The sequence below is a fragment of the Macrococcus sp. PK genome, assembly GCF_022501545.1.
Lineage (GTDB): Bacteria > Bacillota > Bacilli > Staphylococcales > Staphylococcaceae > Macrococcoides > Macrococcoides epidermidis.
In genome coordinates this window covers 74,525-88,283 of record NZ_JAEPRF010000004.1, presented here as the reverse complement: position 1 = coordinate 88,283, position 13,759 = coordinate 74,525, and the positions used below count along the sequence as shown (strand labels likewise).

Below are 13,759 nucleotides of genomic sequence, written 5' to 3'. Positions count from 1 at the left end.
ACCGACAGAAACTGACTTATTAGGTTGTTATGATGAAATTGTATTGATTAACTGTAGAGGAGAATGACGATGAAAAAATTATTAGTTTCGAGTGTTGCAGCAAGTTTGTTAGTAAGTGGATTAGTAGGTGTAAATGAAGCGGAAGCAGCAAAAGCGAATATTGATTATTCAAATCCAAGTGTTGCAAAGAAAGCTAAAGCTGGAAAGCTGTCTATGGATGGATTTATAATTGGGGAGAAAGTAGCAAAGTATTATAATAATAAAAGATATTATAATGAGGATGGGCGTTTATTTTGGCTGCAAGCAAATAATGTTTGGTATTATGAATCAAATTATGATGCGGCTTTTGCAGATTTTCAGTCTTCCAAGAAAGTTAGCTTAAAAAATAAAAAGATTACAAGAATAGTTGATAAAAATATTGACAAAAAAAGGATTATACCAAGAACAAAGATGTTAAAAGTTTATGGGAAACCATTACGTACGCAGACAACTGTAGCTTCTTATGAAAATGATGACTCAAAAATTGTTGATGTGTATAAGAATATAACTTTCTTTTATACATATAGAGTTGGGTATAACGAGTCACCTAAACTTGAGAGTGCTGTGATTTTCCATAATAAAAATAATGCTGATTTAGAAAAATGGTATTATTATGCAGCAAATGATGCTGGATCAGATGGCAATAAGATGAATGAATATATAACATCTTCAGAGTGGGCAAGTTACTAATAATTTAAGGAGTTAATTATAATGGATAGACAAATAGTTAGAAAAGAGATAGATAACGCAAAAACTTTAGCGATGGCTGCTGGTGTTGTTGCGATTATTGCGGGTATTATCTGGAGTTTTACGATGGTAGGTTTACTATGGTCATGGCTCGATATAATAGGCGGTATTTTACTAATACGATCAAAAGGTTTTTCTGATGAGAAATTTGCTACAAAATCAAACGGGATTTTAATCTTTGGTTTAATATTTTTAGTAACTAGCCTCTTAGGTGGAATTTTAGCGATACTTGCGTATTTTAAATTAAATTCAGTTAAAAATTATATTCAACCTGAGAATCAACAAACTGATTTTATGAGTCTGGAAAAAGCTTTTGAACTAAAAGAAAAGGTATAATTTCAGAAGAAGAGTTTGAAAAAGTGAAATCAAAATCATTAGCTTAAATATTAGTAAAACGAGTAATTTTATTTTACTCGTTTTTATTTTGCTCTGAATCGGACAAAAATTGTCATGATGTTCAATTATATTAAATATCATATAATATAGAAAAATACATTTTATGAGGTAACTGGGATGAGCCAGCATTTTGATAATAAGTCATCAGCAATGCTAGATTTATATTTCTTGCTGAACAATAATAAATACGTTTCTTTAGAGTATTTAAAACAACGATATGGCAGGGGAGAACGTTCAGTATTACGTTATGTAAAAGCTTTAGAGCAATTTATTAATGCAAGTGAACGTGAGTTAGATGAGCATGCTGAGTTAAGCAAGATTGATTATTTAAGACACAAGGGTGCGTATACGTTAGTATCTCCTCAGGTTGATGATCACACTGCGGCACTTCTGAGTATGTTGATTCAGATTAAAAGCTTAACGCCATACTTGTCTAAAGAAACGATAGAATTTGTTAAGAGTACTTATAAGACACATAATATTAAACAGCATTATATCCATGCTTTTATGAGAGATTTTGAAATGGATCAGGAAGTGTTCCCGCCACATCTGCTGGAGATTCAGGAGATGATAAATAATCACGTTAAGATGAGTGTGACTTATTATGATGAGGATGGTAATGAGGTCACTGAACGTGGTATCACGCCGATCCGTATTTCATACCAGTATTATCATTTCTATTTACATTATTTCTATAAAGATGAAGTGAAGACCTTAAAGGTGATTGATATCATACAGGTGAAGCAATATGGTAATAAAGAAGCGGAAAGAGACTTTGATACGAAGTCGAAGCTTATTTTAGAAATTGATGCTTCATATTTTCAGACGTTTAAGGAAGAGAATCCTGTGATTAAACGTGAGTATTTAAGATTACCAAACGGGAATTATAAAGTTGCTGTGAATATGACAGAAGAGGATGTTTATTTTCTTTGTTATCGTGTATTCCCACGCGTAAAGATATTAGAACCGATTGAATATGTGAATTCCTTTAAGAACAAGATGAAGGGTCTGTATATGATGTATGAGGAAAGTGAGTAATTTTTTTCTAAATACAAATCCGACAGTGCGTGGCACTGTCGGATTTTATTATGCATTGAGCAATTCATATGCCCCAGCTGTTACTGCCAGGTCATAATATGCGGCGCCAACTGATTTAAATATTGTTACGCCTTCTGTTTCATTTTTATCAGTTAAATCTTTTAATAACGTTGCCTGGTTGAAATCGAAATGCCCGTCTTGTTCAGCCTGGATAAATTCTCCTGCTTCATGCTGTGCACCATGTAAATCATCCAGGACAATTGTGTCTGCGTGCTTGATTGATGCTGTATCGATTTCTCGCATTTCAGGTAAGTATGATCCGACACCATTAATGTGTACGCTTGATTGAAGGTCTTTATGGTCAAAGACACTTTCTTCTGAGCGTGTGGCACAGTTAATAATATTGGCATTTTTAACAGCTTCTGTTACATTCTCGAACACTTGAATGTCACTTGTAACACCAAAGTCTTCGAGTCGTTGTTTAAAGTCTTTCGCTTTCTCATATGTTCTATTATAGAGATTAATCGTCTTAATATTTCTTACTTCAAGAACACCTAATACTTGTTCGAAAGCCATTCCACCAGTTCCGATAACGCATAGCACTTCAGCATCTTGCTTAGCTAACTTATCCGTAGCAATGGCACTCATCGCACCTGTTCTCAGGCGTGTTAAGTAGCTGCTTTCAAGATTTGCGATATGCGTTCCGTCTGTTAAATCACTAAGTAATGTAACACCTTGCGATACCGGCTTTGATTTATTTTCCGGAAATATTGAAATCGTCTTTAGAATAGAGTAATTATTTTTCGTATTGATACATGGCATATACAACATTGTATTTTGTGTGCCTGGTACTTCGAGTACTGTTCGTTCTTTCATGATTATTTTGTTGTCATTTAAATCATTAAGTATTGCTTTCACATCCGCGATGGCATGACGCATTTTGTAGACTTGTTCGATTGTTTCATCACTATAGAATTGCATAACTTCCTCCTAATTGATTGAAGTGTGCACTAAATCTTCAGCTTTCTTATTCTTAATTGATAATACAGAAATAATAGATATGACTGCAATGATCATGATGTAGATGGCAACTGGTACGTAAGAACCATTAAATTTGCCCATCAAGTATTCTGCAATCATCGGTGCAGTTCCACCGGCTAGTGCAGCACCAATTTGGTAACCTAAAGTAACACCAGTATAACGTACTTCTTTATTAAAGACTTCTGAGAACATTGTTCCTAACACTGCAGTAATCGGAGACCAGATAATACTTAATCCGATTACTGTTGCGATAAATACCGCGCCAGTTGATTTATGTTCTAATAGCCAGAAGTATGGGAACATGTAAAGAAACATTGCGAATGCTCAGATTAAATAAAGTTTCTTACGTCCAACTCTGTCACTCAGCTTCCCGTATAGTGGGATAAGAATTGTCGTTAATACGGCTGATGCCATAACGATCAGCATAATATTTTCAAACTTTAAGCCAAGTTTTTCAGTAGCATATCCTACAATAAATGTTCCGAAGATATAGAAAGGTTCTGTTTCAACAAATTTCGCACCGCTTGTAATCAATACTTCTTTCCAGTGATATTTCAAAGTATGGAATAAAGGTACATTTGGTGCTTTCCCGCTTTCCTGAACTTCTTTAAAGTCAGGTGTTTCATCTAAACCTTTACGAATCCATAAACCGAAGAATACTAATACACCACTTAAGATAAACGGAATACGCCATCCAAATGAATTGAATTGTTCTTCAGTAGTTACTGCTGTCATTACGTAGAATGTTAGTGAGCCTAACACCATTCCGATTGTTACGCCCATTTGCGGAACACTACCGAAATAACCACGCCTTTCAGCTGGAGCATATTCTGTTGCCAGTAATAATGCGCCTCCCCATTCTCCACCGATTCCTAAACCTTGAATTAAACGACAAAGTAATAGAAGAATCGGTGCAGCGATGCCGATTGTTTCGTAGTTCGGTATGAAACCGATAGCAACAGTTGCTAACCCCATTAATAAAAGTGTCATAACCAGTGTCTTCTTACGTCCCATCTTATCCCCAATATGGGCGAAGAAGATACCACCGAACGGTCGAATAAAGAATGATAACGCTAAACCGAAATATGCGATTAAATTTGAAACGGTTGGATCATCTGTTACGAAAAACTGCTTACTAAATATGAGACTCGCGACAGAGGCGTATAAGAAGAAATCAAACCATTCGATTGAAGATCCGATTAAACTCGCCCCTAAAACTTTCTTTTCTAATTTTTTCTCCATACATTTCTCCCCTATTTTGTGCATGAAATTAAACAGTACTTAAATTATCTTATTATTAAAAGAATATTCCGTCAATTAAATTATTAAGAATTATTAGAAAATTACACTGATAGATTTTCAGTTGTCAAAGAGAAATATTCTTATATTAATTTAAATGATTCAAGTCAATCATAAGATTACTATCTATTAATGCACGTAATTTGGTTATTACTGTAATTAAACCTACTAAAATGTTAAAATTAACAAAAGAGTAATTTTACTCATTGTAAAACTCAGCCAAACGATACAAATGAATCAGGGGGGATGATGATGAAGAAGTTTGGGAAGACTATAGGAACTATATTTCTGTCAACGTTGTTAGGTGTAGGTACAATTTCATCAGATGCTGAAGCGGTAACGAAATCTGAAAAGTACGTCAAGCCACATTATACTTACAATGGTTACGTCTACAATAATGGCAAGTTTGTACTTGATCAATACTTTGTGAAAGCATTGAAGTACGACAATGTGAAAATGAATGGCTATAATATCAATCCAAAAGCAAAAGTTGGTTTAGGAGGAACACCGTTCAAGAAGTATGATGTGATGTTCTTAAAGGATAGTAAAAATAGAGTTGGACATATGAGATTTGAAATTAAGCCAGGTTTTGTGAAGAAATCAGCATTTTTAAGAGCCCATGAAGCAAATAAGATTGTAAGTAAGTATGCAAATCAGGATAAGAGTGGTTATGTTAAATATAAAACGAATAATGCGAATTATTTAGCTTCATTTAATAGCAAAGGATATATAACATCTATGGAAATCGGTGTTATCCCTCAATAAGCATACGTTTTAGCTCAGATAATTCTGAGCTATTTTTTATACGATTTTTAAAAAATATTACATTTTTCACTCGCTTATAATAAAATAAGATATATACATCATAAAAGATGATGTATTTATAAGAAAAGAAAATATTCAGTATATCCGTAATACTTATTTTACGACTTATTTTATCGGGGACAATAATCAAGTGATACATGAAATGCCATTTAATAATAACCGCTTACTTGTGAATACATTACTTGATTTGAACTATCCCGTCACGAAGCAAGATCCGTATCGCAGAAAATATGTGAAATGGCATCGCGATCATCCAGCGCTATCCGATTATGAGAACGGCCAGATGATTAGAATCATTAATGATTTCAAAATGGAACGTGAAATTGAAGGCAAAGAGAAAATTAAGTTTCTTCGTGAAAAAGGTGTGCATGTTAAGAAAAGATGGAATGGGTATTATTTTTATAAATGAAAACTGCGTTACTTACGAAAAGTGTAAGTAACGCAGTTCCATTTTCTATTCATTTTTCTTATGCTCAATTACTTTACTACCTTTATTCTCAGCAATTTCTTTAGCACGGGCAACTGCCTCTTTTTTCGTATCGAATGTTTGAGATGCACGTTTAGAACCTTTTGTCTTCACTTTCCATGATTCATCTTCGTAATACACTTCAACATCATTATCCATTAAATCAACATTCACTGAATCGTCTTTTTTATGCTGAGTGATCTTTTTATTTTTTAATTCATCCAGTTCGTCTTTTGTCGCATCTTTATACCAGTCTTGAGCTTGTTTCGTGGCGATAGGGATTAAATCTTCTTCTTTGTAACCTTGTTTCAACATTGCGTTACCGATATCGATGGCTTTCTTACGCTCGAGTTCATCAAAGTTCTTCCAGCTATTAGGATAATCTTTCATTGTCCACATGTCGAAACCTCCCAAAAATTATATTCAATTTATATATAACCTGTAATAAATTTCTTAAGCACTTAATATTAAAAAATTTATTTTACTAACAAATATAGTTATATATTATTATGATGATTTCACGAAAAAATGCAGTTCTATTATCTTTAAGATGAGGTTTAATATCTGATAAGATAAATAAAAGGAGTGATAATGTGATTACAGTAAATATTTATTATACAGGAATTAACGGCAATGCACGAAAGTTTGCTGAGGAAATGAAGCGTACAGGGATAGTAGACAGAATTAAAGCACAACCAGGGAATACGCGTTATGAATATTTTATACCAGTTGATGATCCTGAAACAATCTTATTAATCGATAGCTGGGAGAATCAAGAAGCAATTGATAAACATCATGCTTCTGAAATGATGGCAGAAATAACAGAGCTGCGAGAGAAATATGATTTACGTATGAAAGTAGAGCGCTATGTATCGGATGAATTAGGAGAGCGTGATGCGAAGTTTATAAGAGAGTAGACCTTCCTTTATTGGGAGGGTTTTTTTGTATATAAATTAAATAAGTATATTAAATATTTAATTAATTTATATTAATCTAATGATATACTTAAGATATAGAATAATACCTATAATTTAATAAATTACTATATAATGGGAGCGTATATTATGATGAAAAGAAACTTAACAATTGGTGCTATGATTATTCCAACCTTATTATTAGCTGCGTGTAATACAGAGAAAAAAGAAGAAACGGTTAAAACAGAAGAACAATCAACTGATAAAAAATCTGCAAATAAAACTGATAATAAGACATCAACAGCAACTGAAGAAAAACAAGATGACATTAAGAGTTCGATTGATACAGAAGCATTAAAGAATATAGATACACTCTCAGACGATTTTAAAAATGAGTTTGAAAGTAATAACCAGATTGGATATAAAGGATTAGTTAAAGGTTTAACTTTTAAAGAAGTTAAAGCTGCAATGGGTGATTTTGAAATTAAGAATCTTTATTACAAAAATCATGGTGTCGTATTTAAAGAATATCCTAACATAGAAATTATTTTTGGTGATGGTTCAGAAGGTGTACCAAGTGATAATGAAAAAATATCAACAATTTACTTTAATCAAAATGGTACATTAATTCCCATGGAAGATTTAGAGCCAGTATGGGGAACACCTAAGCATACTGGTTTTTGGGTTGGTGGCATATTCTTAAAGTATTATGAAAATCCAGATGGTACCTATACGGAAGTTGAAATCGGCAGAGGAGAATACTCAGGCGTACGAAAGTTGACTAAAGAACAATATATCGAAGCATTACGTTCAAGTTATACAGTTAGTGATACAGATTTAACATTAAATGTAATGCATCGTAATGTTGCAGAAGGATTGATCAGTAACTTCTTTAGTATTGAGAATGTAAAAGTAGGTAGCGATGCGTCTGCAGTTACTGAATTAATCGGAAATGGCAGTAAAGAAATTGGTAAATACTCGGTTGATGAAGATGGAGACATAGTAACGAAGGTTGCTATGGATATTAGTGGAGATAAAATCAATATTGAACAATTACGTGAGTTCTGGGGAAGCAAATATACTGAAGAGAATGACGGCGATCAAATCGTAACGATATATGACGTTCAACCTGATGATGGATATGTTACGAAAGCGATAAGTGATAGCAACGGTATCGTTCAGGAAGTAGGAGTATATTCAGATGACTACTCAGAAAGTTCTAGTGATTCTTCAGGAGATGCAAGTAGTTCTGAAAATGTTGTAGATGATGCCAATATCGACATGGTAGATGGTATAGCGCATTATAATCTTCCGGATATTACGACATTTAAATTTGGATATCAATTTTGTACCAATAATTTTGAAATATTAGGTTATAAAGTCGGTGACGATGCGGGAGATTTAATTGAACAGTTAGGTGACACAGTAGAAGAGAAATCGGGAAGAAGCGGTAGCCATACTTATGTATACGATAACTTTGAAGTATCGATTAAAGATGGCAAAGTATTTAGCTATATTATGCAACCGACGGATCAATATCCTGAATTCGTGAGTCTTGCAGGACAATGGGATTCTTCACCTGATTTTGAAGATGAGCATCACATGCGTTTTGATAATAATAAGACGAATGGCTTCTATGTAGAAGTTTACGACAACGGTGAAGGGTTAGTAAATGGTATTGCGATATTTGGTGAGAATTATAGGGGTAGATAATTGATATTATTATGGTTATATTTTGAAAGCTCAAAATCAACGATGAAATAATTGAATAGACTCAAATATATTTTTAAAGATGAATGTAGTTATTATATATATCATTAAGCTGAGACCATAATAAGCGATTCAAAGTCCAGATAAAAAATCTGGGCTTTTTTCTATAAAAAAATTTAATTAATAATAATATAATATGTAACATTTTTACTTTAATTGATATAATTTTATATATAAACGTGTATTACATTTAAATACAAATTAAACTATAGGAGTATAGACATGAAGAAAATCGTGAGTATTGCAGTGAGTACTTTTATTCTATTAGCAGGTTGTTCAAATGAATCAGCTGATGAAGCTAAAAAAAATGAAGATACTAAACCGAAAGTTGAAAAAACAGAAGAGAAGTCTAGTGTTGAAAAGAAAGAAGTTACAGATAACAGTACAGAAACTGAAGAAAAAGTGGAATCAACAGAAAATAGTGATAGTGCAGTGAAAGATGAAGATAAGGCAATAGATGCTGAAGATGATATAAATTTAGATGAAAAAACTAAGATCGCCTTAGCTTTCTTTGCTGATGGTATTGAAAATTATAGTTTAAATGCTGAAGAGCTACTCACTGGAAAATACCTAAAGCAAGGCCCACAGGGTGAAGAAGCTAAACGGGTTTATAGAATATTATTAAGAGAAGAACAGGGTCCAAGTGATGCTAACAACATGAAGTTTTATACTGTATATCCGAGTAAGGGGATGTTTAAATCTGTTGTAGGAGTTAGTGATGAAGAAATTTTTGTTGCCGGTACGCAGAATGATATTAATCTTATTGATATTCACGATTCATCAAATGGAGTCTTAGTCAGTACAAAAGATTTGTATGAAAAGTATAAGAATAACTCTGCACTAAAAGAATTGGCTGAAAACATTGAAATTACGGATTTAAATCCTATGCAAAATGAAGCAACAAAATCAGAGTTTGATTTACATGAAAGTGCAACTGCAATGTTAACAGCTAAGCAAAATATGATTAATGAGGTATTAGCATTTGAAGGTGTTGAGTATTTTGAAGATTTAGGGCTGATATCGGATGATGTAAGAGTAAATGAAAATACAGGGGAGTTCACGCTTAATTTAAGAAATCAAGATTTAGAAAAAGTAGCTACATATAAGTTAGAAAATTCAGGAGTAGTGAAAATAGATCCACAAGGCAATAAGATGGATAAAGGCTTTAAATAAGAATTAGGTGATAAAAATTTGATCCACATTCTACTAAGCATTCTTGGTTATGTTATGCATTCACACATAACATATAAAATAACAGCTAAACCTACTAAATAATAGTATGCCTAGATTATTTTTGGTGCTATGATTATTAATGTAAAATAATTAATTCAATTTTAAGGGGATAGTGGGATGAAGAAATTAAGTAAAGTTTTATTAAGTTCTGTGATTTTATCTTCATTAGTAGTATCAAATCCATCAATGAAAATAAATGCGGAAGTTGTGCACGATGATTTTTCGAACGATGTTGTTAATAATATCACTTTTAAAGATAGTATATCTGGACAAGAACTAACGAAGACAACATTCAAAGGGAATGTATTTGATAGTCGTTTAAATGATTTTGTTAAAAAACTCAATACAGATAATAATGCACATTTTGAAATTGAGAAAAAACAAATTACATCTTCTACTACAGCAACATCAAATTTCTTAGGAAATATAGTTTCTAAAACCACAAATCAATATGTTGTTTACTTAAAAGATTCAATCAGTAGTACGCCGATAAAAATTAAACCTAACTTTTTACCTGATGGAATTATTTATGATAATTCAAATATTAAACGTGCTTCAAATAAAATTACAGTTACATATAAAGATAAAGTATTATACTCTGATGAATATATTGATACGAATACAATAGATGCAAGAATCAGATCAGCAATGAGTAATGTTGATAAATCAAAGTATTACTTCGATTCAGTAAATGTAAGTTCAGGTTTTACATGGAGTAATATTTTTATGGGTGATTTAAATGAAATCAATATTATCGTAAAATCATACGACGATTTTAATAAACCTGCGGAAATTGTAAGTACAGAAAAACCAACAACAGAAAAACCAACAACAGAAAAGCCAACAACGGAAAAACCAACGACAGAACGTCCAACGACAGAGCAACCGACAACAGAAAAACCATCTGTACAAGTTCCTACTACAGAAGTTCCGACAACTGAAGTTGTAAGTACAGAAAAACCGACAATCGAGAAACCTCAGTCGATAGTTGTTTCAAAACCTGTTATTTCAAATAAATATATTGGTGACAATACTTCAATAATTACTGGAAAAGCAAAATCATACAGTACAGTTTATGCTTTAGTAAATAAAAAAGTTATAGGTAGTGCAAAAGTTAAGAATGGAAAATTCACTATGAAAATTGCTAAACAAACAGCTGGTACTAAAATTTCGTTCTATACTAACTATAAAAAGAAAAAAAGTAGTACTGTAACTTATACTATTGCAGACAAAACAGCTCCTACATATCCTATAGTAAATAAAGTAACTTATAAATCTAAAGTGGTTACTGGTAAAGGTGAGAAGAGTTCAAAAGTATACGTATATAATGGTAAAAATAAAATTGGATATAGTGTGGTAGATAGCAAAGGTAATTATAAAGTTAAAATATCAGCACAGAAACAAAAAACAATTTTAACAGTATATTTAGTAGATAAAGCTGGTAATAAAGGAAAGGCAAAATCGATTAAAGTTTCATAATCATTAAATGAACTTTGAAATAAACATCATTTATCACTATCATTTAAATTTAAAAGTTAGGTAATGGGTTGCACTTATATAAGTGCAGCCTTTTTTAATGAAATACGATCGAAATTTTTTATTAAAACGTATAGCATTGATTATGATATATCTAGTTCGTTAACTTATAAATTTGTAGACATAACAAATATTTACTGCAAATAATTAAAAATAAACCAAGAATATTATATCAATTTACTTTTTCTCCTAAAATGAATATATTTACAACAAAAAATATGGAATAATAAAATGGAAATAAATACATTCTGGAGGTTAATTATGAAGAAATTGATGGCAGGCGCTTTAACTTTAACAGTATTAATGTCAGGTGTACAAAGTGTAGTTCAAGATGATTCAGTTTACGCTGCAAAAAGTAAGGTGACATATAAAATTGTTAATAAAAAGACTAATTTAAATTATAAAACCATTGAAGAGAAATCTGATGCATTAAACGCTGGAGAGAAACAAGTAAAAGTAGAAGGAAAAAAAGGCTATAAAATAGTTGTTTACAAACAAACCTTGAGTAAAGGTAAAGTAATAAAATCTACATTCGTTAAAATTAAAAAGAAAGTTAACCCTGTAAATAAAGTTGTATTAGTAGGTACAAAAAAAGCATCAGATAATGTGGCTACTACTCCACCAACTTCTACAACTCCGGTAGAAAAAAACGAGTTGCTGAAAGTGACAGAGCCATTAGCATTTGACACAAAATCTGAACAAGATCCAACATTAGAAAAAGGGAAAGAAGTTGTAGTACGTGAAGGAAAAGAAGGCGTACGAGAAAAAGCTTATAATCAAAGAATCGTAGATGGAAAGGTAGTTTCAACAACACCAGCCTACGTACGCGTTATAACAGAGCCGATTAGTAAAATCATTAAAGTCGGCACAAAACCTGTAGAAAAAACAGAATTGCTAAAAGTAACTGAGCCACTTGCATTTGACACAAAATCTGAACAAGATCCAACATTAGAAAAAGGAAAAGAAGTTGTAGTACGTGAAGGTAAGAATGGTGTACGAGAAAAAGCTTATAACCAAAGAATCGTTGATGGGAAAGTAGTATCAACAACACCAGCCTACGTACGCGTAATAACAGAGCCGATTAGTAAAATCGTTAAAGTCGGCACAAAACCTGTAGAAAAAACAGAATTATTGAAAGTAAATGAGCCACTCGCGTTTGAAACGAAATATGAAAATGATGCAACTTTAGAAAAAGGGAAACAGGTTGTAGTGCGTGAAGGTAAGAATGGTGTACGAGAAAAAGCTTATAACCAAAGAATCGTTGATGGGAAAGTAGTATCAACAACACCAGCCTACGTACGCGTAATAACAGAGCCGATTAGTAAAATCGTTAAAGTCGGCACAAAACCTGTAGAAAAAACAGAATTATTGAAAGTAAATGAGCCACTCGCGTTTGAAACGAAATATGAAAATGATGCAACTTTAGAAAAAGGGAAACAGGTTGTAGTGCGTGAAGGTAAGAATGGTGTACGAGAAAAAGCTTATAACCAAAGAATGGTTGATGGAAAAGTAATATCAACAACGCCAGCATATGTACGCGTGATAACAGAGCCAATCAGTAAAATCGTTAAAGTCGGTACAAAGCCGGTAGAAAAAACAGAATTATTGAAAGTAAGAGAAACATTGGCATACCAAACAATCTACCAAAATGACCCGACATTAGAGAGAGATAAACAAGTTGTAGTACGTGAAGGTAAGAATGGTATTCGTGAAAAAGCGTATAATCAAAGATTTATTGATGGAGAACTTATCTCAACAACTCCAGCGTATGTATTGGTAGTAGAAGAACCAGTACATAGAATCTTAAAAATAGGTACAAAAGACGTTGCGAAATAAAATATAGCACAAAATTAATTTATGGTTAATTAATTTATAATTTACGAAAACCTCGTATAGCATTAATAATTTTTATTGCTATGTGAGGTTTTTTGATCTTTTTTGATACACTTGTTTTCACGACTTTTGTAATCTTGTTATAATCTATCACTTCTAATTTTCCATTTATTAATTTCAATGTTAGCCATGGATATGCCGGATCTTCTTCATTAAAATTATGCATGCGACCGATGAATTCTTTGTTATGTGCTACAGTGACTTTTACAAGACTGTCTCCATGATGCCAGAGCGAAATATGATTCTCGTCTACGCTATGATCGATATCGATATTATGTTGGATACGTTTGATATTTGTATAAAGATGATTCACCCAATCTATTTTAAGTAAAGCTTCTAAGTCATATTCATAGCCAAATTGTTCTTCGAGTATATGTTCAAAGTTATAATCCAGTGTTCTTTTAGCTAAATATAAGTCTTCTCCGATTAAATCTTTTAAGTCATAAATATCATGCTCATTTAAAAAGTCACGATCTTTCTCGCGGTACGCAATAAATTTTGGTTCCATATTATCACCTTGCTTTCTTGATAATATTGTAATGATTTAAATTGAAATTTACAA

At 32.3% G+C, this 13,759-nt stretch carries 13 protein-coding genes and 1 pseudogene; 10 read left to right on the top strand and 4 right to left on the bottom strand.

What is annotated here, in order from left to right; genetic code table 11:
* Positions 1 to 69: 69 nt before the first annotated feature.
* The 3 genes from JJJ02_RS03745 to JJJ02_RS03735 all read left to right on the top strand — a co-directional run bounded on the left by JJJ02_RS03745 (position 70) and on the right by JJJ02_RS03735 (position 2,220).
* The gene (locus tag JJJ02_RS03745) at positions 70 to 729 is read left to right on the top strand and encodes a hypothetical protein (RefSeq protein ID WP_240837420.1); all 660 of its coding nucleotides are present in this window, start codon (positions 70 to 72) and stop codon (positions 727 to 729) included.
* 21 nt (positions 730 to 750) lie between these two features.
* A complete protein-coding gene (locus JJJ02_RS03740) occupies positions 751 to 1,122 on the top strand; it encodes a DUF5362 family protein (protein WP_240837419.1) in 372 nt (123 codons plus the stop codon).
* 177 nt (positions 1,123 to 1,299) lie between these two features.
* On the top strand, positions 1,300 to 2,220 hold the full coding sequence (locus tag JJJ02_RS03735; RefSeq protein ID WP_240837416.1) for a WYL domain-containing protein: 921 nt from the start codon (positions 1,300 to 1,302) through the stop codon (positions 2,218 to 2,220).
* Positions 2,221 to 2,268: 48 nt separating this feature from the next.
* On the opposite strand, the gene JJJ02_RS03730 is transcribed toward JJJ02_RS03735, so the two are convergent.
* Positions 2,269 to 3,201, bottom strand: coding sequence for an ornithine cyclodeaminase family protein (locus JJJ02_RS03730; protein WP_240837414.1), 933 nt, complete (start codon positions 3,199 to 3,201; stop codon positions 2,269 to 2,271).
* Positions 3,202 to 3,210: 9 nt separating this feature from the next.
* Positions 3,211 to 4,503: pseudogene (locus JJJ02_RS03725) on the bottom strand (MFS transporter).
* 309 nt (positions 4,504 to 4,812) lie between these two features.
* On the opposite strand from JJJ02_RS03725, the gene isaB reads away from it, so the two are divergent.
* Positions 4,813 to 5,325: an immunodominant staphylococcal antigen IsaB family protein gene (isaB, locus tag JJJ02_RS03720; protein ID WP_240837413.1), complete on the top strand. Its 513-nt coding sequence runs from the start codon at positions 4,813 to 4,815 to the stop codon at positions 5,323 to 5,325.
* A gap of 202 nt (positions 5,326 to 5,527) precedes the next feature.
* A complete protein-coding gene (locus tag JJJ02_RS03715) occupies positions 5,528 to 5,794 on the top strand; it encodes a hypothetical protein (protein ID WP_240837411.1) in 267 nt (88 codons plus the stop codon).
* A 45-nt stretch (positions 5,795 to 5,839) separates the two neighbouring features.
* Here the strand turns inward: JJJ02_RS03715 and JJJ02_RS03710 are convergent, their stop codons facing one another.
* Entirely contained in the window at positions 5,840 to 6,250 is a 411-nt protein-coding gene (locus tag JJJ02_RS03710) for a DUF2188 domain-containing protein (RefSeq protein WP_239243472.1), read from the bottom strand.
* 194 nt (positions 6,251 to 6,444) lie between these two features.
* Here JJJ02_RS03710 and JJJ02_RS03705 point away from each other — a divergent pair, with 194 nt between their 5' ends.
* The 5 genes from JJJ02_RS03705 to JJJ02_RS03685 all read left to right on the top strand — a co-directional run bounded on the left by JJJ02_RS03705 (position 6,445) and on the right by JJJ02_RS03685 (position 13,140).
* Positions 6,445 to 6,768: an antibiotic biosynthesis monooxygenase family protein gene (locus tag JJJ02_RS03705; RefSeq protein ID WP_111714112.1), complete on the top strand. Its 324-nt coding sequence runs from the start codon at positions 6,445 to 6,447 to the stop codon at positions 6,766 to 6,768.
* Between the two features lie 147 nt (positions 6,769 to 6,915).
* Entirely contained in the window at positions 6,916 to 8,478 is a 1,563-nt protein-coding gene (locus tag JJJ02_RS03700) for a hypothetical protein (RefSeq protein ID WP_239243471.1), read from the top strand.
* Between the two features lie 279 nt (positions 8,479 to 8,757).
* On the top strand, positions 8,758 to 9,708 hold the full coding sequence (locus JJJ02_RS03695; RefSeq protein ID WP_240837409.1) for a hypothetical protein: 951 nt from the start codon (positions 8,758 to 8,760) through the stop codon (positions 9,706 to 9,708).
* 177 nt (positions 9,709 to 9,885) lie between these two features.
* On the top strand, positions 9,886 to 11,247 hold the full coding sequence (locus tag JJJ02_RS03690; protein WP_239243469.1) for an Ig-like domain-containing protein: 1,362 nt from the start codon (positions 9,886 to 9,888) through the stop codon (positions 11,245 to 11,247).
* A 318-nt stretch (positions 11,248 to 11,565) separates the two neighbouring features.
* Positions 11,566 to 13,140, top strand: coding sequence for a G5 domain-containing protein (locus JJJ02_RS03685; RefSeq protein WP_240837407.1), 1,575 nt, complete (start codon positions 11,566 to 11,568; stop codon positions 13,138 to 13,140).
* Between the two features lie 34 nt (positions 13,141 to 13,174).
* Here JJJ02_RS03685 and JJJ02_RS03680 read toward each other — a convergent pair whose 3' ends face one another.
* Positions 13,175 to 13,705 (bottom strand): hypothetical protein, encoded by a 531-nt coding sequence (locus tag JJJ02_RS03680; RefSeq protein WP_239243551.1) that lies wholly within the window; start codon positions 13,703 to 13,705, stop codon positions 13,175 to 13,177.
* Positions 13,706 to 13,759: the final 54 nt, after the last annotated feature.